Origin of the sequence: Nonomuraea sp. ATR24, from assembly GCF_041950485.1 — a bacterium.
Lineage (GTDB): Bacteria > Actinomycetota > Actinomycetes > Streptosporangiales > Streptosporangiaceae > Nonomuraea > Nonomuraea ceibae.
Window position 1 is genome coordinate 65,943 of record NZ_JBGNUU010000028.1, and the last position, 20,832, is coordinate 86,774.

17 protein-coding genes are annotated in these 20,832 nt (G+C 73.8%); 10 read left to right on the forward strand and 7 right to left on the reverse strand.

Annotated elements, in window-relative coordinates; translation table 11 throughout:
* Nucleotides 1-6: 6 nt before the first annotated feature.
* From ACBI99_RS40930 to ACBI99_RS40945, 4 genes are read left to right on the forward strand one after another with little or no spacing between them, the layout of a single operon-like run.
* Nucleotides 7-597: a methyltransferase gene (locus tag ACBI99_RS40930; RefSeq protein ID WP_357588265.1), complete on the forward strand. Its 591-nt coding sequence runs from the start codon at nt 7-9 to the stop codon at nt 595-597.
* Nucleotides 594-1,133, forward strand: a complete 540-nt coding sequence (locus ACBI99_RS40935; RefSeq protein ID WP_219517129.1) for a TrmH family RNA methyltransferase — start codon at nt 594-596, stop codon at nt 1,131-1,133. The genes ACBI99_RS40930 and ACBI99_RS40935 overlap by 4 nt, the downstream gene beginning before the upstream one ends.
* Nucleotides 1,134-1,168: 35 nt before the next feature.
* On the forward strand, nt 1,169-1,969 hold the full coding sequence (locus ACBI99_RS40940) for a glycerophosphodiester phosphodiesterase family protein (protein WP_308126152.1): 801 nt from the start codon (nt 1,169-1,171) through the stop codon (nt 1,967-1,969).
* 9 nt (nt 1,970-1,978) lie between these two features.
* On the forward strand, nt 1,979-3,415 hold the full coding sequence (locus ACBI99_RS40945; RefSeq protein WP_357588267.1) for an MFS transporter: 1,437 nt from the start codon (nt 1,979-1,981) through the stop codon (nt 3,413-3,415).
* Between the two features lie 7 nt (nt 3,416-3,422).
* Here the strand turns inward: ACBI99_RS40945 and ACBI99_RS40950 are convergent, their stop codons facing one another.
* Entirely contained in the window at nt 3,423-3,899 is a 477-nt protein-coding gene (locus tag ACBI99_RS40950; RefSeq protein WP_308126151.1) for a helix-turn-helix domain-containing protein, read from the reverse strand.
* Between the two features lie 269 nt (nt 3,900-4,168).
* Here ACBI99_RS40950 and ACBI99_RS40955 point away from each other — a divergent pair, with 269 nt between their 5' ends.
* On the forward strand, nt 4,169-4,513 hold the full coding sequence (locus ACBI99_RS40955) for an RNA polymerase-binding protein RbpA (RefSeq protein WP_043625492.1): 345 nt from the start codon (nt 4,169-4,171) through the stop codon (nt 4,511-4,513).
* Between the two features lie 66 nt (nt 4,514-4,579).
* On the opposite strand, the gene ACBI99_RS40960 is transcribed toward ACBI99_RS40955, so the two are convergent.
* The 4 genes from ACBI99_RS40960 to ACBI99_RS40975 form a co-directional block, all read right to left on the reverse strand.
* Entirely contained in the window at nt 4,580-5,110 is a 531-nt protein-coding gene (locus ACBI99_RS40960; protein ID WP_219517124.1) for an FxsA family protein, read from the reverse strand.
* Between the two features lie 120 nt (nt 5,111-5,230).
* The gene (locus tag ACBI99_RS40965; RefSeq protein WP_049576627.1) at nt 5,231-5,974 is read right to left on the reverse strand and encodes a polyprenol monophosphomannose synthase; all 744 of its coding nucleotides are present in this window, start codon (nt 5,972-5,974) and stop codon (nt 5,231-5,233) included.
* A gap of 2 nt (nt 5,975-5,976) precedes the next feature.
* On the reverse strand, nt 5,977-7,641 hold the full coding sequence (lnt, locus tag ACBI99_RS40970) for an apolipoprotein N-acyltransferase (RefSeq protein ID WP_375074918.1): 1,665 nt from the start codon (nt 7,639-7,641) through the stop codon (nt 5,977-5,979).
* Between the two features lie 487 nt (nt 7,642-8,128).
* Complete coding sequence (locus tag ACBI99_RS40975; protein WP_246646666.1) at nt 8,129-10,321, reverse strand: ATP-binding domain-containing protein; 2,193 nt, start codon at nt 10,319-10,321, stop codon at nt 8,129-8,131.
* Between the two features lie 320 nt (nt 10,322-10,641).
* Here ACBI99_RS40975 and ACBI99_RS40980 point away from each other — a divergent pair, with 320 nt between their 5' ends.
* Genes ACBI99_RS40980 through ACBI99_RS41000 form a run of 5 tightly spaced genes read left to right on the forward strand, consistent with a single transcriptional unit; the run spans nt 10,642 to nt 17,762 of the window.
* Entirely contained in the window at nt 10,642-11,976 is a 1,335-nt protein-coding gene (locus tag ACBI99_RS40980) for an ROK family protein (protein WP_375074919.1), read from the forward strand.
* Nucleotides 11,977-11,996: 20 nt separating this feature from the next.
* Entirely contained in the window at nt 11,997-13,259 is a 1,263-nt protein-coding gene (locus ACBI99_RS40985) for a 6-phospho-beta-glucosidase (RefSeq protein ID WP_375074920.1), read from the forward strand.
* Nucleotides 13,256-14,233: a BadF/BadG/BcrA/BcrD ATPase family protein gene (locus ACBI99_RS40990; RefSeq protein WP_219514851.1), complete on the forward strand. Its 978-nt coding sequence runs from the start codon at nt 13,256-13,258 to the stop codon at nt 14,231-14,233. The genes ACBI99_RS40985 and ACBI99_RS40990 overlap by 4 nt, the downstream gene beginning before the upstream one ends.
* A 48-nt stretch (nt 14,234-14,281) precedes the next feature.
* Nucleotides 14,282-16,495, forward strand: coding sequence for a hypothetical protein (locus tag ACBI99_RS40995; protein ID WP_219514861.1), 2,214 nt, complete (start codon nt 14,282-14,284; stop codon nt 16,493-16,495).
* Nucleotides 16,496-16,523: 28 nt separating this feature from the next.
* The gene (locus ACBI99_RS41000; RefSeq protein ID WP_219514879.1) at nt 16,524-17,762 is read left to right on the forward strand and encodes a sodium:proton antiporter; all 1,239 of its coding nucleotides are present in this window, start codon (nt 16,524-16,526) and stop codon (nt 17,760-17,762) included.
* Here ACBI99_RS41000 and ACBI99_RS41005 read toward each other — a convergent pair whose 3' ends face one another.
* Both ACBI99_RS41005 and glpK read right to left on the reverse strand, forming a co-directional pair.
* The gene (locus ACBI99_RS41005; RefSeq protein WP_375074921.1) at nt 17,763-19,322 is read right to left on the reverse strand and encodes a glycerol-3-phosphate dehydrogenase/oxidase; all 1,560 of its coding nucleotides are present in this window, start codon (nt 19,320-19,322) and stop codon (nt 17,763-17,765) included.
* Entirely contained in the window at nt 19,319-20,785 is a 1,467-nt protein-coding gene (glpK, locus tag ACBI99_RS41010) for a glycerol kinase GlpK (RefSeq protein WP_357586864.1), read from the reverse strand. Before glpK ends, ACBI99_RS41005 begins: the two co-directional genes overlap by 4 nt.
* Nucleotides 20,786-20,832 lie beyond the last annotated feature (47 nt).

A 20,832-nucleotide genomic window follows, 5' to 3' on the forward strand; every position in this document is an offset into this window, starting at 1 on the left:
CCCCACGTGGCCCACTACTTCTCCGAGCGTCCCGAGACCGCCAGCAAGCCCGGCTCCGTCGACCTGGTGCTGCCCGACCTGCACCTGCGGCTGGAGACCGACAGGGGCGTGTTCTCGCCGGAGCGGGTCGACGCCGGCACGCGCATCCTGCTGGAGACGGTCCCGCCGCCACCCCAGGAGGGCGACCTGCTCGACCTGGGCTGCGGCTACGGCCCGATCGCGCTGACGATGGCCTCGCGGGCGCCCGGGGCGACGGTGTGGGCCGTCGACGTGAACCGGCGCAGCCTGGAGCTCACCGAGCGCAACGCCCAGGCCGCGCGCCTTTACAAAGTACGGCCCGTGCACGCCGACGAGATGCCGGACGACGTGACGTTCCAGGCGATCTGGTCCAACCCCGCCATCCGCATCGGCAAGGCGGCGCTGCACGAGATGCTCACCAGGTGGCTGTCCCGGCTGGCTCCCGGCGGCGCCGCCTACCTGGTCGTCCAGAAACACCTCGGCTCGGACTCCCTGCAGCGCTGGCTCGGCGAGCAGGGCTGGCAGGCCTCCCGCGAGGCCTCCCGGGCCGCCTACCGAATCCTGAAGGTGCAACGATGAGAAGGCAGCTGCGCCCCACCGACGTCAAGCGGCTCAACCGCACCTGGCGCCGCAACACCGGCAACCGCCTGGGGCTGATCCTGGAGTCGGTCACCGGCCCGTTCAACGTGGGCTCGATCTTCCGCAGCGCGGCCGCGTTCGGCGTCGACCAGATCTGGCTGGCCGGCAACGCCACCCCGCCGACCAACCCCAAGGCCGGCAAGACCGCGCTCGGCACCGACCGGCTGGTCACCTGGCACGAGGCGATGCCCGCGACCGAGGCGGTCAAGGCGGCCAGGGACGACGGCTTCACCGTGCTGGCGATCGAGCTGACGGCCGAGGCCGTCCCCCTGCACAGGGCCGACCTCGGCCGCGACGTGTGCCTGGTGGTCGGCAGCGAGGACCACGGCTGCTCCCCCGCGCTGCTCGACGCCGCCGACGGCGTCTGCTACATCCCGCAGGTGGGGCGCGTCGGCTCGTTCAACGTGGCCGTCGCCGCCGCCATCGCGCTCGCCGAGGCGCGACGCCAGGAATGGCAGAATCTCCCCGATTCGTAACCCCGTTGTTCATTCGCGGAAGGCATACTCAGGTCGTGCTCAGCCGTCGCTTCGCTTTCCTCGACCACCCGGCGCCCCTGGCGTTCGCCCACCGGGGCGGCGCGGCCGAAGGGGCGGAGAACTCGGCGGCGGCCTTCGAGCGGGCCGTGCGGCTCGGCTACACCTACCTGGAGACCGACGCGCACGCGACCGCCGACGGGGTGCTGCTGGCCTTCCACGACCACACCCTCGACCGGGTGACCGACCGGCGCGGCCGCATCGCCGAGCTGCCCTACAGCGCCGTGCGGCGCGCCCGCATCGGCGGCGAGCACGAGATCCCGCTGCTGGAGGACCTGCTCGGCACCTGGCCGGAGATCCGGTTCAACATCGACGTCAAGGAGGCCGCGGCGATCGCGCCGCTGGCCGAGGCGATCCGCCGCACCGGCGCCTACGACCGCGTCTGCCTGACGTCGTTCTCCGACGAGCGGCTGGCGCTGGCCCGGGCCGCGATCGGGCGCGAGGTCTGCTCGGCGCTCGGCCCGCGCGGCGTCGCCGCGCTGCGCGCCGCCGCCTCCACCTCCGGCTACGGCCGGCTGCTGGCCCGGCTGGTGCGCGCGGGCATCCCGTGCGCGCAGGTCCCGATCGGCTTCCGCGGGCTGCCCGTCACCACGCGCAGCCTGGTCCGTACGGCGCACGCCATCGGCATGCAGGTGCACGTGTGGACGATCAACGACGCCGCGCGGATGGAGCGCCTGCTCGATCTGGGCGTCGACGGCATCATGACCGACAACATCACCGGGCTGCGCACCGTGCTGGAAGAGCGCGGACAGTGGCATCCCGGCCGCATGGCCGCCTAGGAGCGACTCTTGTCCGTACCCGCACCCCCCGCGGACCCCACCGGTGCCTCCCCCGCCGCCCGCAGGCGCGAGCAGCGCGGCTGGTACTTCTACGACTGGGCCAACTCGGCCTTCTACACCACGGTCATCTCGGTCTTCCTCGGCCCGTACCTGATCCCGGTCGCCAAGACCGCGGCGTGCGCCAAGGACTTCCCGCAGGTCGCCGCCGCCACCTGCGTCGAGACCTTCGACGAGCTGGCCGCGGCCAGCCCCGGGCTCGGCTACGTGGACGTGCTCGGCATGGACATCCGCCCGGCCGCGTACTTCGGGCTGATCACGACCGCGGCGGTGCTGCTGCAGATCGTCTTCCTGCCGATCGTGGGCGCGCTCGCCGACCACACCGGCCGCAAGCGGGAGATGCTCGGCGCCTTCGCCTACGCGGGCGCGCTGGCCGCGATGGGCCTGTACTTCGTCGAGGGCGACCGCTACCTGCTGGGCGGCGTGCTGTTCGTCGTCGCCAACCTGGCCTACGGCGCCTCCATCGTCGTCTACGACTCGTTCCTGCCGCAGATCTCCACAGCCGAGGAGCGCGACCGGGTCTCCTCGCGCGGGTGGGCCATCGGCTACCTGGGCGGCGGCCTGCTGCTGGCGCTCAACCTGGTGCTCTTCCTCAACCACGCGAGCCTCGGCCTGGAGGAGGGGCACGCGGTGCGCATCGCCATGATGTCGGCCGGGCTGTGGTGGGCGACGTTCACGATCGTGCCGCTGCTGCGGCTGCGCAACCGGCCCGTCCCGGCCCACGAGCACACCGCGCTGTCCTCCGTGGGCGGCAGCTTCCGCCAGCTCGGCCGCACGCTCAGGGAGCTGCGCCGCTACCCGCTGACGCTGCTGTTCCTGGTGGCGTACCTGGTCTACAACGACGGCATCCAGACCGTCATCGGCAACAGCGCCGCCTTCGCCTCCGAGGCGCTCAAGCTCGAACAGGAAGTGCAGATCACCGCCATCCTCATGGTGCAGTTCGTGGCGTTCTTCGGCGCGCTGCTGCTCGGCCGGCTGGCCCGGCGGTTCGGCACCAAGAACACGGTCCTGGCCAGCCTGGTGGTGTGGACGGTCATCGTGATCGCCGCGCTGTTCGTGCGGGAGGGCGAGGCGCTGCAGTTCTACCTGATGGCGTTCGCGATCGCGATCGTGCTGGGCGGCAGCCAGGCGCTGTCGCGCTCGCTGTTCTCGCAGGTCATCCCGAAGGGCCGGGAGGCCGAGTACTTCAGCCTGCTGCAGATCAGCGACAAGGGCTCGGCCTTCATCGGCTCGCTCACGATCACGCTCGCGCTGCAGTTCACCAACAGCTACCGCATCGCCATCCTGTCGATGATCGTCTTCTTCGTGCTCGGCTTCGTGCTGCTGGCCCTGGTCAACCTGCCCAGGGCCATCCGCGCCGCGGGCAACGAGGTGCCCTCGAAGATCTAGCGGGAGGCTAGGGGGCCGCCAGGACCATCGTGCCGGGCCCCTGGGCGGCGCCGGGGCCCCGCACGGCCAGCACGGTCTCGGCGTTGGCCTCGCCGCCGCAGTGCGGGCAGGTGACGACCGGGGTGAACTGCTGGCCGCAGGAGTGCACGAGCAGCGCGGGCGGCCCTCCGGGCGGCGTGGCCCACCGGTCGCCCCAGGACATGAGCGTGATGAGCGCCGGCACGATGTCGCGGCCCGCCTCGGTCAGCACGTACTCGTGGCGCGGCGGCCGGTCCTGGTAGGGCTGCCGCTCCACCACGCCCGCGCTCACGAGGTGGTCCAGCCGTCTGGTGAGCAGGTTGCGCGAGATGCCCAGGTCCTCCGCCAGGTCGTCGAACCGCCGCACGCCGAGGAAGAGGTCGCGCAGGATGAGCGGAGTCCACGGCTCGGCGACGACGCCGACGGCCTGGGCGATGGAGCAGTGCATGTCCCCGAACCTGTTCACGGGCCCAGCATAGGAGCGTTGACGAAGTGAACCCATGCCAGTTCACTTTCAGGACTCACCGTGCTGGGGGACACCGGCGCTGGTGGGAGCCGCGGCAGGACCCTCGACCCCGTGCCCGCCGGCCGGACTTCATGGACGCCGCGTCCAACTGCCGGGCCGATGCGCGATTGGATCACCCCGCAGGTGGGAATCCCATCACGGTACCAAGCGTTACACACCGTGGGAGACAGACCCCCCACGTATGGGGGCCCTGTAGGAGGCATTGAAACATGGGCGAGCGCGCGCTTCGTGGCACCCGGCTCGGGGCAACCAGCTACGAGAACGACCGTAACACGGATCTGGCCCCCCGCCAGGAGGTGTCCTACACCTGCCCGAAGGGCCATCGCTTCGAGGTTCCGCTTGCCGCCGAGGCCGAGATCCCCGCGACCTGGGAGTGCCGCATGTGCGGCGCCACCGCGGTCCGGGTCGACGGCGAGCAGCCGGAATCGAAGAAGACGAAGCCCCCGCGGACACACTGGGACATGCTCCTGGAGCGGCGGTCCATCGAAGACCTGGAAGAGGTGCTCAACGAGCGGCTGGCGGTCCTGAGGGCCCAGCGTCGCAAGAGCGCCTGACGACCTCTCACGGTGAAACCCCCGGGCTGACGGCCCGGGGGTTTTTCTCTGTCTGCGTCCCCGGCCTCAGTCTTCCCGGATGACCTCGCCGTGCACGACCTTGCCCGGTCCACCGTGCTGCCCGTGCTGCGCGTGCTGGCCGTTGCGCGCGGGGCCGGCGAACGGGTCGCCGTCCGGCACCGCGCCCGGCGCGGCCGTGAAGAGGTTCGCGTACGGCGAGGCCGCCGCCATCTTCTTGATCCGCCGCTGGAAGAAGTACGCGCCGAGCCGCCGCATCAGCGGCCGGGTCATCGGCAGGATGCACAGCAGGCCGACCACGTCGCTGAAGAAGCCCGGCGTGAGCAGCAGCGTGCCGCCCACCAGGATGAGCCCGCCGTCGGCCAGCTCCCGCTCCGGCATCCGCCCCGACTGCAGCGCCTCCTGGAGGCTGCGCCACGCCCTGCGGCCCTCGCGCCGGATCAGCCACGAGCCCAGCAGGCTCGCCGCGACCAGCAGGCCGACCGTCTGCCAGCCGCCGATGACGGAGCCCACCTGGATGAGCAGCCAGATCTCCAGCACCGGCACCAGCAGGAAGGCCAGGAATAGCACAAGCCGCATCGTTCGCCCTCGATTCCGCACACGTCTACATCACGGACAACGCGCGGCGGCCCCGATGCGTTCCGCGCCCGCCGCCGCGTGGCGCCTTCCGCTCAGCCACGCCCGCCCAGCCATGCCCGTTCAGCCGCGCCGGCGGCGCATGCGGGCAGGCAGCCCGGTGACGCCCCACTGGGCGATGCGCCAGAACGCCTCGCCCATGACGCGGCCGCTCATCTTGCTGGTGCCGACCGTGCGCTCGACGAACGTGATCGGCACCTCTGCCACCCGCAGCCCGTGGCGGGCGGCGCGCAGCGTGAGGTCGACCTGGAAGCAGTAGCCCTGCGACTCCACGTCGGCCAGCCCGATCTTCTCCAGGGTGGCCGCCCGGTAGGCGCGGAAGCCGGCGGTGGCGTCGCGCACCGGCAGGCCCAGCATGAGCCGTGTGTAGACGTTGGCGCCCCGGGACAGGAACTCGCGGGAGGCCGGCCAGTTCATCACGCGGCCGCCCGGCACGTAGCGGGAGCCGATGGCCAGGTCGGCGCCGTCGGCCAGCGCCTCCAGCAGCTTGTGCAGCTCCTCGGGCTGGTGTGAGCCGTCGGCGTCCATCTCGACCAGCACGTCGAAGCCCTCGTCCAGCCCCCAGCGGAACCCGGCGATGTAGGCGGCGCCGAGCCCCTGCTTGGCCGGCCGGTGCAGGACGTGCACGTGGTCGTCGCCGGAGGCGAGCTCGTCGGCGATCTTGCCGGTGCCGTCGGGGCTGTTGTCGTCGGCCACCAGCAGGTGCGCGCCGGGCACCGCGGCCCGCAGCCGCTCGGCGATCCTCGGCAGGTTGTCGCGCTCGTTGTAGGTCGGGACGATGACCAGCACCCGCCCGAGAGTCTCCATCGTCAGTCGTTCCCCATCCGGTCGTCCCGCCGTCTGCGCCACACGGCGACTCCGACGGCCGCCGCACCCATCACCATCAATGCCCACTCCGGCAGCGCGCCGACCCTCGTGGCGATGGTGTGTTCGGTGCGTATCGGCACGGTCACCACCGTCTGGTCGGCCACGAGCTCGCGAGTCTGCCAGGAGACCTTACCGTCCGGTGTCACGAAAGCGGAGATCCCGGTGGTGGCGGCGGTCACCACGGCCCTGTTGTGCTCGACGGCGCGCAACTGCGACATGGCGAGCTGCTGCGCCGGCAGGTTGGACTGCGCGTAGGTGGCGTTGTTGGTCTGCACGACGAGCGGGGTGCCGCCGGCGCGCACGGTGCCGCGCACGGTGTCGTCGTAGGCCACCTCGTAGCAGTTGACGGCGCCGACGGTGACCGGCCCGAGCTTGAGGTCGCCGGGCACGGTGCCGGCCACCGACTGCCTGCCGACCAGCGCGGCGCGGTCCCACAGGGCCAGCACGAGCTCCTTGAACGGCGTGTACTCGCCGAAGGGGACCAGGCGCTGCTTGTCGTAGTGGGCGCCGGGCCCGGTGGCCGGGTCCCACACCAGGCTGCGGGTGGCGCGCCGGTCGTCGCCGATCGCCACGACGGCGCCGATCAGCGTGGGCACGCCGACGTCCTTGACCGACTCGTCGATGGTCCGGTACGCGTAGGCGTCGCGGAAGGGGTCGATGTCGGTGGAGTTCTCCGGCAGGACCACGATGTCGGGCCTGGGCAGCCTGCCCTCGCGGACGGCCTGGGCGATGCGCCGGGTGCCGTCGGCGTGGTTCTTCATCACGATCGCGGGCTCGTCGCCGAAGATGTCCATGCCCCGGCCGGGCACGTTGCCCTGCACGATGCCGACGTTGACGGTGCGGCCCTCGTCGCCGGGGCGGGGCACGGCCAGGCCGAGCAGCGGCACGGCCAGCGCGAGCGCCAGCGGCGCGACCCGCCGCAGTGCCGCCTTCGGGCCAGGCGCGGGCCGGCGCAGGATCGCGTACGCGAGCAGCGTGCCGCACAGGGTGGCGGCGAACGACACCAGCGGCGCGCCGCCCAGCGCGGCGTACGGGGTGAACACGGACTCGCCCTGGCTGAAGGCCACCCGCGCCCACGGGAAGCCGCCGATCGGCACCAGGCCGCGCAGCCACTCCATCGCCACCCACAGCGCGGCGAACCACAGCGGCCACCACTTGAGCCGGAGCACCAGCGCGGCGGCCACGGCCAGCGCGGCGTAGAACAGGCTCTCGACGCCGACGAGCATCAGCCAGACGTCGTCGCCGACCGTCCGCACCCAGGCGAGCGCGGGGAACAGGAACACCAGGCCGCCCAGGTAGCCGAGCCAGGCGGCGCGGCGGGGCCCGGCGCCGTACAGGGAGGCGGCGATCAGGGCGAGGCCGAGCGGCGCGCACGGCCACCAGCCGAGCGGCGGGAAGGCCAGGTAGAGCAGCAGGCTCCCGGCGGACATGACCGCGGCGCGCATCGCCGCGTCGCGCCGCGAGCGCCCGCGTCCGGCGCGGGGCGGCGCGGGCGGGCCCGGCTCACCGGGGGCGCGGTCCACGGTGTCGGACGGGCTGTCGGCGTCGTCGCCGGCGGGCACGGGGGCGGGGGGCGTGGACGGTGGGCCCGTTCGTTCCTGCACCACTGCGCGTCTCCCTCGCCGATCGCCTGCTTGCGGAAACGCTACCGCCCCACGGGCGCGCTCAGGTCATCACGGCACGGCGGAAAGCGGGGGCGGCAGGGTGATCCCGTGGCCGACGGGACCACCCGGCGCGCAGACGGCCCGGTGCACGGGAACGGGAAGAGGGCCCGGAAACCCTTCGGACCGGACCCGTCTCGTCGGCGGCGAGCGCGGAATTCCGTTGTCTACTGGGCTCCCGGGCCCGTCCCGGGTCCAACCCCCCGCCCGGTTGGGGTGCCCCGACTCGACGGACCGACGGCCCTGCACCTGGCTGTGTGGACGAAGTCACGCTCCGTCACGGACGCAGGATCCGGCGATGTCAGAGACGGCCAACCGGCCAAGTCCCGTGCTGGACTGCGCAGCAAACTACCGACTCCACCTCAGATGTCAACCGTGTCCCGATCAGCAGAAACATCGAGTCTTCGCAGGTGGCCGCCCGCGCCGGAGCCGGTCAAAGCCCATTCGCGGCTGCCTGCGCACGGGTTGGCAAGCCGCTGAGCGCCTGCGGGAGCGGGCCTTCCGCGACGACGCCGAGCCGTTGCGTGGCGCGGGTCAGCGCCACGTACAGGTCGCTCGGGCCGCGCGGCGACTGGGCCGCGATGAGGCCCGGCTCGGCCACGATGACCGCGTCGAACTCCAGCCCCTTGGCGTCGGCGACGCCCATGACGGCGACGGGCGCGTCGAGCGCCGCCGCGCCGCGGGCCCGGCCGGCTCCGGGGGCGACGACCACGGCGCCCTCGACCGCCTCGCGCACCAGGTCGCCGAGCTCGCCGAGCAGCGCGTCGGGGGTCACCACGGCGACCTTGCCGCCTTCGGCCGCCTCCGCCCTGACCAGGTCGGGCAGCGCGGACAGCGGGGCCGACCAGGGCGGCGTGCCGCCCTCGCGGACGGAGGTGGGCGCCTCCAGCGACGGGCCGACGGTGGCCAGCACGCGGGCGGCTACCTCCATCAGCTCGACGGGCGTGCGGTAGTTGACGGTCAGGCGTTCCTGCCGCCAGCGCCCGGCCACGTACGGGTCGAGCACGTCCTTCCAGGAACGCGCGCCGGCGGCGGACCCCGTCTGGGCGATGTCGCCGACGATCGTCATGGACCGGTTGGGGACGCGCCGCATGACGGCGCGCCAGGCCATCGGCGACAGCTCCTGCGCCTCGTCGACGATGACGTGGCCGTAGGCCCAGGTGCGGTCGGCGGCGGCGCGCTCGGCGGTGGTCAGGTAGGGGCCGCCGCCGCGCTGGCGTTCGGCGAGGCGTTCGGCCTCCATGACGTCGGACAGGCCGGTCAGCTCCAGGACCTCGCGGGCGTAGGCGAGCTCGGCCTCGCGCTCGTGCTCCTCGGCGCGGCGGGCGGCGGCCAGCTCCTCCTCCGCCTGCAGGGCGGAGGCGCGCAGCACCTGCTCGTCGATCTCGCCGAGCAGGTCGGCGGCCTCGTCGAGCAGCGGCACGTCGGACTCGGTCCACTCCCCCGCGCGGGAGGCGTCGCGCAGCAGCAGCTCCCGCTCCTTCGGTGTCAGCGCCGAGGCGGCCTCGGCGAGCCGCTGCGGCGAGCCGTACAGGCCGAGCAGCAGCCGCTGCGGCGTCAGGTAGGGCCACAGGCGGTTGAGCGCGGACCGGACGACCGGCTCGGTGCGCAGGTCCTCGCGCAGGTCGGCGAGGTCGTCGTCGTCGATGAGGCCCTTGCCGATCTTCCTGGCGAGCTGCCGGGCGAGCGCGTTGAGCAGCGACCTGACGAACACGGCGCGGGCCTGGTTGTGCGGCCGGCGCGAGCGGATCGCCTTGTTGCGGGCCGACTCCAGCATGCCGCGGTCGATGGTGAGGGTGTTGCGGCCGAGGTTCAGCTCGATCGGCTGGCGCGGGACGCGCTGGCGTTCGCGCACGGCCTTGGCCAGCACCTCGGCCATGCGCGCGTCGCCCTTGACGGCGGCCACCTCGGGCCGCTCGCGGGCGGTGGCGGTCACGCCGGGGTAGAGCTCGCCGACGGTGGACAGCAGCACGTCGGTCTCGCCCAGCGAGGGCAGCACCTGCTCGATGTAGCGCAGGAACGTCGGGTTGGGGCCGAGGACGAGCACGCCGCGGCGCTCGAGCCGCTCGCGGTGGGTGTAGAGGAGGTAGGCGGCGCGGTGCAGCGCGACGACGGTCTTGCCGGTGCCGGGGCCGCCCTGCACGACCAGCACGCCGTTGAGGTCGGCGCGGATGACGCGGTCCTGCTCGCCCTGGATGGTGGCGACGATGTCGCGCATGCGGCCGGTGCGCCGCTCGTCGAGCGCGGCCAGCAGCGCGGCCTCGCCGTTGAGGGTGGCGCGGTCGTCCTCGGTGAGCGCGTCGAGGTCGAGCAGGTCGTCGTCGACGCCGATGACCTCGCGGCCCCTGGTCTGCAGGTGGCGCCGCCGGGTGACGCCCATCGGCGCGGCCGGGGTGGCGCGGTAGAAGGGCTGGGCGACGGGCGCCCGCCAGTCGATGAGCAGCCGCTCCTGCTCGTCGTCGGTCAGGCCGAGCTTGCCGATGTAGAGGCGGCCTTCGGCGTGGTGATCGAGCCGTCCGAAAACCAGGCCGCGCTCGACCGCCCACAGCCGGGCGAGCCGGGTGGCGTGCATCTCGGCGAAGGAGTCACGCTCCGACATGTTCTGCATCGTGCCGACGGCTCCCATGGCCAGCACGTCCTTGAGCTGCCGCTGGGTACGCTCGCGCAGCAGGTCGAGGCGGTCGTAGAGGCGGGTGACGTACGCCTGCTCCCTGGCGAGCTCTGTTTGACGAGTTGCCGCCAGACCATTATTGTGGTTAATGGGACGCTCCGGGCCATTCTGCTTGTTGTTACGACAAACGACGACATTAGCACGCCTGTTGAGCCACTCTTCGCTTTTCCCTCCCTCTCGTACGGTCACGGGTCGATTTCGACACTTGACCGAATGGCCTTTCGCTCTTTACGTTCACCCCGGTTAGGAAAGTTTCCTAACTGGAAGGGGTAACAGTGAGCGGTCCCGTGCCGGGCACGCCGAGCCTGCTGCGCGCGATCAACGATCGCGCCGCCCTGCGCGCGCTTCTCGAACGCGGCCCACTCACCCGCCTCGAGATCGGCACGCTGACCGGTCTGTCGAAGCCTACGGCCTCCCAGCTGCTCTCCCGTCTGCAGGAGGCCGGGCTGGTGGTGCCCGACGGCATCAGGGAGGGCCTGCCCGGCCGTACGGCCGAGGTCTACCGGCTCAACCCCGAGGCGGCGTACGCGGCCGCGCTGGACGTGACCTTCACCCGCGTCGAGGCGCGCGTGGCCGACCTGACCGGCACCGTCGTCGGCGAGCACGCGGTGCCCGCGCCCGCCACCCCGGACGAGCTCGTCGACCGGCTCCGCGCGGCCCTCGCGGGGGCGAGGCCGCCCGAGCCGCCCCGGCGGGTGGTGATCGGCGTGCAGGCGGCACTGGACCCCTCCACGGGCCGCCTGGGGTACGCGACGGCCGAGGAGATGCCCGGCTGGCACGTCGACGACCTGGAGAAGGCGCTGAGCGACGGGCTGGGCGTGCCCGTGTCGGTGGAGAACAACGTCAACCTGGTGGCCGTGGCCGAGCAGGCGCACGGCGCGGCGCGCGGCACGCCCGACTTCGTGCTGCTCTGGGCCGACCAGGGCATCGGGTCGGCCATCGTGCTCGGCGGCCGCATGCACCGGGGCGCGACCGGAGGCGCCGGCGAGGTCGGCTACATGCCCGCGCCGGGCGCGCCGACGGCCCGCGAGGCGGGGCAGTACGGCGACCACGGCTACCAGGCGCTCACCGGCGGCGCGGCCGTCCTGCGGGTGCTGCGCGCCCACGGCGTCGAGGGCGCGGACTTCCGCGAGGCGGTGGCGAACGCCGTCCGTCGGCTGGAGGCGGACGGGACGGCCGCCCTTGAAGATCTCCGGGCCGGACATCCGGCGCACACAGGCCCGGACGGCGCTCAGAGGGCCGCTACGGCCACGGACGGGGCGGAGACGGCCTCATTGGTCACCCCCGTCACGGAGAGCGCTCTCCGTGGCTCTCAGAGCGCCCGGGCGGCGTCGGGGTTGCGCGAGGTGGCGGCCCGGCTGGCGGTGGGCCTGGCGGCCATCACGTCCGTGGTGGACCCCGGCCTGATCGTGGTGACCGGCGGCGTGGTGCTGGCGGGCGGCGAGCCGCTGCGGGCGCTGATCGAGCGGGAGCTGCACGCGCTGACGATTCCCCAGCCCCTGGTCCGCCTGTCGGAGGTGGCGGGCAACCCGGTGCTGGCCGGCGGACTTGACCTGGCTCTGAAGATCGTGCGCGACGAGGTCTTCGGCGCCACGCTGCCCGGATCGTGACCCATGGAAGGGACCGAGGTTTGAGACTCGCTGTTGTCGGGGGCGGCTCCACGTACACGCCCGAGCTGATCGACGGGTTCGCGCGGCTGCGCGACGAGCTGCCGCTGACCGAGATCGCGCTGGTGGACCCGGACGCCTCCAGGCTCGGGCTGGTGGCGGGCATGGCGCGCCGGATGCTGGCGCACGCCGGGCACCCGGCCCGGGTGGTCGCGACCGCCGACGTGGCCGAGGGCGTCGCCGGGGCCGACGCGGTGCTGTTCCAGCTCCGGGTGGGCGGCCAGGCCGCGCGGAACGTCGACGAGACGCTGCCGTTGCAGTGCGGCTGCGTCGGCCAGGAGACCACCGGCGCGGGCGGCCTGGCCAAGGCGCTGCGGACGGTGCCGGTGGTGCTGGAGATCGCCGAGCAGGTCAGGGCCCATGCGCCGGACGCGTGGATCGTCGACTTCACCAACCCGGTGGGCATCGTGACGCGGGCCCTGCTGGACGCGGGTCACCGGGCGATCGGGCTGTGCAACGTGGCCATCGGCTTCCAGCGCCGCTTCGCCAAGCACCTGGGCGTCGAGCCCGAGCGGGTCCAGCTCGGGCACGTCGGGCTCAACCACCTGACCTGGGAGCGCTCGGTCACGGTCGACGGCGTGGACGTGCTGCCCGGGCTGCTGGCCGAGCACGGCGACGAGATCGCCGCCGACGTGGGGCTGCGTCCCGAGCTGCTGCACCGGCTCGGCGCGGTGCCGTCGTACTACCTGCGTTACTTCTACGCCCACGACCTGGTCGTGGAGGAGCAGCGGGCCAAGCCGTCGCGGGCGGCCGAGGTCGCGGCGATGGAGGAGGAGCTGCTCAAGCTGTACGCCGACCCGTCGGTGAACACCAAGCCGGAGCTGCTCGGCAAGCGCGGCGGCGCGTTCTACTCCGAGGCGGCGGTCGCGCTGATCGCCTCCCTGCTCGGCGACCGGGGCGACACCCAGGTCGTCAACGTGCGCAACGGCGACACCCTGCCGTTCCTCGGCGCGGACGCGGTGATCGAGGTCCCGGCCAGGATCACCGCCTCGGGCGCGGAACCGCTGCCCGTCGCCTCGCTGGAGCCGCTGTACGCCGGACTGGTCGCGCACGTGTCCGCGTACGAGGAACTGGCCCTGGACGCGGCGCTGCACGGCGGCGCGGACCGGGTGCGTGACGCGCTGCTCGCCCACCCGCTGATCGGCCAGGACGCGATCGCCGAGGAGCTGACCGGGCTGCTGCTCGACGCCAACCGGGCGCACCTGGCGTGGGCGGCGGGCCGATGACGCGCCGCAGGGTGCTGCTGGCCGTCGACGGCGGCAACAGCAAGACCGACGTGGCCGTGGTGGCCGAGGACGGCGAGATCCTGGCGACCGGCCGCGCGGGCGCGTTCGCGCCGCAGAGCGCGGGCGTCCGGGCCGCCGTGGACGTCGTCGAGGAGGCCGTGCGCGACGCGGGCTGGGCTCCGGCGGGCGGGTTCGATCACGTGGCCGCCTACCTGGCCGGGGCCGACCTGCCGGTGGAGGAGGAGGCGCTGGCGGCCGAGTTCGCCGCGCGCGGCTTCGGGCCGGACATCGTGGTGCGCAACGACGTGTTCGCGCTGCTGCGGGCGGGCGCGTCGCAGCCGTGGGGCGTCGCGGTGGTGTGCGGGGCGGGCATCAACGCGGCCGGGGTCTCCCCCGGCGGCGAGGTGGCCAGGTTCCCGGCGCTGGGGCGCATCAGCGGCGACTGGGGCGGCGGCCAGGGCGTCGGAGAGGAGGCGCTGTGGCACGCGGTGCGCGCCGAGGACGGCAGAGGCCCCGCCACGGCGCTGGCGGACACGGTCAAGGAGCACTTCGGCGTCGCCACCGTGCAGGAGCTGGTGCTGGCCGTGCACTTCGGCGAGGTGGGGCTGGGGCGGCTGCACGAGCTGGCGCCGGGCGTGCTCGCCGCGGCGGGCGCGGGCGACACGGTGGCGGCGGCGCTCGTCGGGCGGCAGGCCGACGAGGTCGTCGTGCTGGCCGAGGTGTGCCTGCGCCGCCTGGACCTGCTGGAGACGCCCGCCGAGGTCGTCCTGGGCGGCGGCCTGCTGACCGCCGGTCACCCGCTGCTCATGGACCTGGTCACCGCCGGGCTGGCCGCCAGGGCGCCGAAGGCCGAGCCGGTGGTGTCCCGCGTCCGCTCGATCGTCGGCGCGGCCCTGTGCGGGCTCGAACGCCTGGGCGCCGCCGAGGCCGCCAAGTCCCGGCTTCTGACGGAGAGTAACCATATGGACACGTGATGGTTCCGGCCTATGGCGCGGCCCCGCCCGCGCGGCGACCATGCGTGTATGGACGGGTTCCTCGACACCACCAGCCGCGGCCTGACCGAGCTGCGCGTGCACGGCGTGTCCGGCACGCCGCCGGACCAGATGCTCAACCACCCGCATCCGCGGCTGGTGTCGGGTGACTCGACGACCGGCTTCTACCGCCGCTGGTGGCCCGCCGGGCCGCCCGCCGGCGAGCAGGCCGACGTGCCCGGCGTGCGCCACCGCGAGGCGTACGCGTGGGGCGGGCTGACCTCCGGCGGCCGGACGATCGCGCTGTGGCTGCTGCTGCTGCCGTTCTCGCTGGCGAACCTGGCCTACTTCATGCTGCCCAGGCCGGCGCGCGGGCGGCGGCTGCGCCACGTGGTCGAGGCGGCGCAGCGGCTGTTCGCGCTGCTGCTGACCGGCACGCTCGTGCACGCGGTGATCGGGTCGAGCGTCGACCTGGTGGGCTGGCAGTGCACCGCCGCGGGCCGCGCGTGCACGTACGACACCGCGCCCGTGTGGGTGCGCTGGATGGGCGAGCTGTGGGGGTCGGAGCCGTCGCGGCGGCTGGCGGTCACCGCGCTGGTGCCGCTGGCCGTGGTGGCGCTGCTGTGGCTGATCGCCCGGCGGACGTGGAACCGCGACGAGCGTACGGGGATGCCGCCCGACGGCCCGCAGGAGGCGGCGCTGCCGCTGGCGCGGCGGCGGCTGTGGCACGGCGACGTGCCGGTGTGGCGGCTGCGCGCGGTGCACGTGGCGTACGCGCTCGGCGCGATCGGGCTGGCCGTGGCGGCGCCGTTCGCGGGGGCGGCGGCCGGGCTGGCGCTGACGGTGGCGAACGGGGCCGTGCAGGTCGTCGCGGCGGTGCTGGTGCTGCTGCCGGGGCTGGCGCGGCGGGTGGACCCGGGCGGCGACGACCCGGGCGGCCGGCCGCTCACGGCGGCCTGCCGGGTGCTGGAGGTGGCCGCGCCCGCGGTGCTGGCGGTCACGCTGGCCGCGGCGATGGCCGGGCTGCCGCTCGGCGGGACGCCTCCGCTCCGGCTGCCGGGCGTGGCCGGGGTGCGGTTCGTGCTGCTGGTGGCGCTGGTGGTGTTCCTGCTGGTGGCGACGTGGGTGCTGGCGCGGCTGTCGGCGCCTGAGGAGCGGCCGGCGATGCGCGGGATGGCGAGCTGGTTCACGCTCATGGTGGCGGCCGGCAGCGCGAACGCGCTCGCGCTCGGCGTCATGTTCTGGACCGCCTCGTTCTTCGGCGTGCCGGAGTCGCCCGCCAGGGCGCAGCCGGTCGGCCGCAGGCTGTTCCTGGGCGACGCCGTGTGGTGGACGGCCGCGCTCGTGCCGGTCCTGGTGCTGGGCGTGATCTGCGTGGCCGCCGTGCTGTGGCGGATCCGCGGCACGGTCGCGGAGGAGCTGACGCCGAAGCTCACGCCCTACTACGGCGACGACGGCGACGACGTGGCCGGCAAGTGGGCGCTCGCCTCGCTCACCGACCGGGCCGGGCTCGTGCTGGGGCTGCTCGTCGGCGTGGTGCTGGCCGGGTTCGCCACGGTGACGGTGATCTACCAGCTCGGGCTGGTCCACCCCGTCGGCGGCACCGCCGGGCTGTTCGCCACGATGGGCAGCTGGGCCATCACCGCCACCCTCGTGGGGCTGGTGCTGCTGGGCCGGCGCACCTACAGCGACCCGGCGCTGCGCCGCACGATCGGCATCCTGTGGGACGTGGCGACCTTCTGGCCGCGCGCCATCCACCCGCTCGCGCCGCCCTGCTACACCGAGCGGGTGCTGCCGGAGCTGGTCGCCCGCGTCGGCGTGCTGTCGCGGGACGAACGCGACAGGGTGGTGCTGTCGGGCCACAGCCAGGGCAGCGTCATCGCCGCCGCCCTGGTGCTGCAGCTCGGGCCCGGCGCGCGCGGGCGGGTGCGGCTGCTCACCCACGGCTCGCCGCTGCGCCGGCTGTACGCGGCCTTCTTCCCCGCCTACTTCGGCGGCCCGAGCCTGCCCGCGGTGCGTGAGGCGGTGCCGTGGGTCAACCTGTACCGGCTGAGCGACCCGATCGGCGGGCCCGTCTTCGCCCCGGCCGACCCGTTCGGCCCCCGGGCCGCGCAACCGGGCCCGGTGGACGTGTTCTGCTGGGACCCGCCGCAGCCCGAGCCGGGCGAACCCCTCGCCGAGCTGCGCTGGCACTCCGACTACTGGTTCGACCCGCCCTACGGCCAGGCCATGGCCAGGCTCACCGAACGAGACGCCCAGGGCTGACACGCGATCTCGCGGGCAGAGGCCCGGCGTGTCTCCTCCTGATCTCCTGTTCGCCCTGGGCGGCGCCGCGGCGCTGCTGGCCGCCCTCCTCCCGGAGCTCCTCGCCAACCGGGCGTTCTCGCTGCCGCTGGCCTACCTGGCCGGGGGCGTGCTGCTGTTCCTGCTGCCGCTCGGCCTGCCCGAGCCCGACCCGGTCGCGCACCGGCTGGCCCTGGAGCACATCACCGAAATCTGCGTGGTCGTCTCGCTCATGGGCGCCGGCCTGGCGCTCAACCGGAAGGCCGGGTGGCGGTCGTGGGGCAGCACGTGGCGGCTGCTCGGCTGGGCGATGCCCGTGACGGTCGCCGGGGTGGCCGCCGCCGCGCTCGTCCTGCTGGAGTGGCCGCTCGCGGCGGCGCTGCTGCTCGGCGCGGTGCTCGCGCCGACCGACCCGGTCCTGGCCTCCGACGTGCACGTGGGCGAGCCGGTCGACGTGGAGAACGCCGACGACGAGGTCAGGTTCGCGCTCACCTCCGAGGCGGGGCTCAACGACGGGCTGGCCTTCCCCATCGTGTACGCGGCCGTCGCGCTGGCCGTCGTGGGCGGTGCGGGCTGGGCTGGCGAGTGGGCCCTGGTGGACGTGCTCTACCGGACGGCCGCGGGCGTGGTGTGCGGCCTGCTGATCGGGCGGGTGCTCGGCCGCCTGTTCTTCCACACCCGGGAGAAGCGGCTGCGCCTGGCCGAACGGCACGACGGGTTCGTCGCCCTGGCCGCCACCTTCCTGTCCTACGGCCTGACCGAGCTGGCTCACGGCTACGGCTTCGTGGCGGTGTTCGTCACCGCGTGCGCGATCAGGAACGCCGAGCGCGGCCACGGCTACAACTCGGTCCTGCACGGGTTCGTGGAGCAGATCGAGCGGCTGTTCACCGCCTGGCTGCTGCTCCTGCTGGGCGGGTTCGTCGCGACCGGCGGCCTGGCGGCGCTCACCTGGCGGGGCGTCGCCGTGGGCGCGCTGCTGCTGCTGGTGATCCGGCCGCTGGCGGGCTGGCTCTCCCAGGCGGGCGGGGCGGCCGGGCCCCGGGAGCGCCTGGTGATCTCCTTCTTCGGCATCCGGGGCGTCGGGTCGCTGTTCTACCTGGCGTTCGCGCTGGGGCAGGCGGACTTCGGCGTGCCGGCGGACGAGCTGTGGGCGGTGACGGGGTTCACCGTGCTGGCCTCCGTCGTGCTGCACGGCGTCACCGCCACCCCCGTCATGCGGCGCCTGGACGCCCTGCGCGCCCGCCGGTGATCACGGGGCGAGCAGGGCGGCGACGCGGGCGCGCACGTCGTCGGTGTCGAGGCCGCGCACGGTGAGCGTGGTGCGGCGGCGCAGGACGTCGTCGACGGTGACCGCCCACTCGTGGTCGCGGGCGTAGACCGCCTGGGCCCAGATGTCGGGGCCGTCCGGGTGCATGCGCTCGCCGAGCGCCGGGTCCTCCCGGATGAGCCTGGCCACGTCGAAGGCCAGCGTCCCGTAGTGGGAGGCCAGGTGGCGGGCGACGAGCGGATCCATGCGGGCGGCCGGGTCGTGCTCCGACCACAGCCGCATCGCGACCGCGTCGGGGCTGGCCAGGCCGGGCAGCGGCACCGTGGGCAGGATGGCGGCCAGGTCGTCGCCGAGCGGCCTGCCGGGCAGCCGGGCGAGCGTGTCGAGCACGACCCTGCCGATGTGGCGGTAGGTGGTCCACTTGCCGCCGGCGACCGACAGCATGCCGCCCCTGCCCCGGCTGAGCAGCGTCTCCCGCTTGGCGGCGGCGACCCGGCCGGGACCGCCGGGCAGCACCCGCAGCCCGGCGAAGGCGTAGGTGATGTCCTCTCGGCGCACCTGCGCGTCCTCGACCGCGTGCCCGGCCTCGTCGAGGATCTGGGCCACGTCGGCGTCGGTGGCGCGCACGTCGGCCGGGTCGCCGTCGTACGCCTCGTCGGTGGTGCCGAGCAGCAGATGGTCCTCCCACGGGATGGCGAACGACACCCGGTACTTGTCGATGGGGATCGTCAGCGCGGCCTTCCACGGCTCGTGGCGGCGCAGCACCAGGTGGGCGCCCTTCGACAGGCGGATGCTGGGCGCGGCGTCCGGGTCCTCCATGCGGCGCAGGTGATCGACCCACGGGCCGGTGGCGTTGAGGACGAGCCTGGCCGAGACGCCGAACTCGGCGCCGTCGAGCCGGTCGCGCAGGTCGGCGCCGACGACGGTGCCGCCGGACTTGCGCAGCCCGACGACCTCGGCGTGGTTGAGCACGACGGCGCCCGCGTCGACGGCGGCGCGGACGGTCATGACGGCGACGCGGCTGTCGTTCATCTGGTGGTCGCCGTAGACGGCGGCGGCGCGCAGCCCGGCGGGCTTGAGCGCGGGCACCCGGGCCAGCGCCTGCTGCGGCGTGATGACGCGGCCGAGACCGTCGCCGAACACCGACAGCGCCGAGTAGAGGAACACGCCCGCGCCGAGCTTGGCGGCGCCGTGCGGGCCGCCCCGGTAGACGGGCACCACGAACGACAGCGGCTTGACCAGGTGCGGGGCGATCTCACCGGCCAGGGCGCGGCGCTCGCGGTGGTTCTCCGCGACGAGCTTGACGTTGCCGGTCTGCAGATAGCGCAGGCCGCCGTGGACGAGCTTGGAGGAGGCGCTGGAGGTCGCTCCGGCGAAGTCGCCCGCGTCGACCATGGCGACGCGCAGCCCCGCCTGGGCGGCCATCCAGGTGACGGCGGTGCCGAGGATGCCGCCGCCGATGACCAGCAGGTCGTAGGGGCGGCTGCTCAGCTCCTCGCGGGTCTCGGCCCGTTCGCCGGACGTGGTGCGGATGGCGGTCATGTGGTGCTCCAGTCGAGGCTGCGTTCGATGGCCTTGCGCCAGTTGCGGTGCTCGGCGTCCCTGACGTCGGGGTCGATCTCCGGCCGCCATTCGGCGGCCTTGTGCCAGTTGGCGCGCAGCGCGTCGGTGCCGGGCCAGTAGCCGGTGGCCAGCCCGGCCGCGTACGCCGCGCCCAGGCAGGTGGTCTCGGCCACCATCGGGCGTACGACGGGCACGCCGAGGACGTCGGCCAGGATCTGCATGAGCAGGTTGTTGGCGGTCATGCCGCCGTCGGCGCGCAGGGCGGTGAGCGCGAGGCCGGCGTCGGCGTTCATCGCGTCGACGACCTCGCGCGTCTGCCAGGCGGTGGCCTCCAGGACGGCGCGGGCGATGTGGCCCTTGGTGACGAACCCGGTCAGCCCGGCGATGATCCCGCGGGCGTCGGCCCGCCAGTGGGGCGCGAACAGGCCGGAGAAGGCGGGCACGAAGTAGCAGCCGCCGTTGTCGTCGACGGTGCGGGCCAGGGTCTCGATCTCGGCGGCGCTGGAGATGAGGCCGAGGTTGTCGCGCAGCCACTGCACCAGGGAGCCGGTGACGGCGATCGAGCCTTCGAGCGCGTAGGTGGCCGGGGCGTCACCGATCTGGTAGCCGACGGTGGTGAGCAGGCCGTGCTTGGAGGTGACGGGCTCGGCGCCGGTGTTCATCAGCAGGAAGCTGCCCGAGCCGTAGGTGCTCTTGGTCTCCCCGGGGGAGAAGCAGGTCTGGCCGAACAGCGCGGCCTGCTGATCGCCGAGCGCGGCGGCGACCGGGACCCCGTCGCCGGTGCGGCCGTAGACCTCGGCGCTGGGCCGGATCTCCGGCAGCATCGCGGCGGGCACGCCGAGCGCGTCGAGCAGCTCGGGGTCCCAGGCGAGCGTGCGCAGGTTCATCAGCATGGTGCGGCTGGCGTTGGTGACGTCGGTGACGTGCCGGCCGGTGAGCTTCCAGACGAGCCAGCTGTCGACGGTGCCGAACAGCACGTCGCCGCGCTCGGCCCGCTCGCGCAGGCCGGGGGTCTCGTCGAGCAGCCAGCGGATCTTCGGCCCGGCGAAGTAGGTGGCCAGCGGCAGCCCGGCCCGCTCCCGGAACAGCTGCTCGTGCGGGGCGAGCGCGGTGACCAGGGCGTCGGTGCGGGTGTCCTGCCAGACGATGGCGTTGGCCACCGGCTCGCCGGTGCGGCGGTCCCACAGGATCGTGGTCTCGCGCTGGTTGGTGATGCCGAGGGCGACGAGGCTGCCCGGGTCGATGCCGCTGCCGGTGACCGCGTCGGCGACCACGCCCTGCACGGCCTCCCAGATCTCGGCGGCGTCGTGCTCGACCCAGCCGGGCCTGGGGAAGATCTGCCGGTGCTCGCGCTGGGCCACGGACACGATCCGGCCGCCCTCGTCGAACACCATGCACCGGCTGGACGTGGTGCCCTGGTCGATGGCGGCGACGTACTCCACGGCTTCCTCACTTCTCGCATGTTCGGCATTGCCGAACGCCTGGCTTG

Excerpts from the sequence above, each read along its gene's own strand:
- ACBI99_RS40965 (WP_049576627.1), bottom strand. The coding sequence starts at position 5,974 with ATGGAGACTCTCGGGCGGGTGCTGGTCATCGTCCCGACCTACAACGAG.
- ACBI99_RS40990 (WP_219514851.1), top strand. The coding sequence starts at position 13,256 with ATGACGCGCCGCAGGGTGCTGCTGGCCGTCGACGGCGGCAACAGCAAG.
- ACBI99_RS40995 (WP_219514861.1), top strand. The coding sequence starts at position 14,282 with ATGGACGGGTTCCTCGACACCACCAGCCGCGGCCTGACCGAGCTGCGC.
- ACBI99_RS40960 (WP_219517124.1), bottom strand. The coding sequence starts at position 5,110 with ATGCGGCTTGTGCTATTCCTGGCCTTCCTGCTGGTGCCGGTGCTGGAG.
- ACBI99_RS40935 (WP_219517129.1), top strand. The coding sequence starts at position 594 with ATGAGAAGGCAGCTGCGCCCCACCGACGTCAAGCGGCTCAACCGCACC.
- ACBI99_RS41005 (WP_375074921.1), bottom strand. The coding sequence starts at position 19,322 with ATGACCGCCATCCGCACCACGTCCGGCGAACGGGCCGAGACCCGCGAG.
- ACBI99_RS40955 (WP_043625492.1), top strand. The coding sequence starts at position 4,169 with ATGGGCGAGCGCGCGCTTCGTGGCACCCGGCTCGGGGCAACCAGCTAC.
- ACBI99_RS40975 (WP_246646666.1), bottom strand. The coding sequence starts at position 10,321 with ATGGGAGCCGTCGGCACGATGCAGAACATGTCGGAGCGTGACTCCTTC.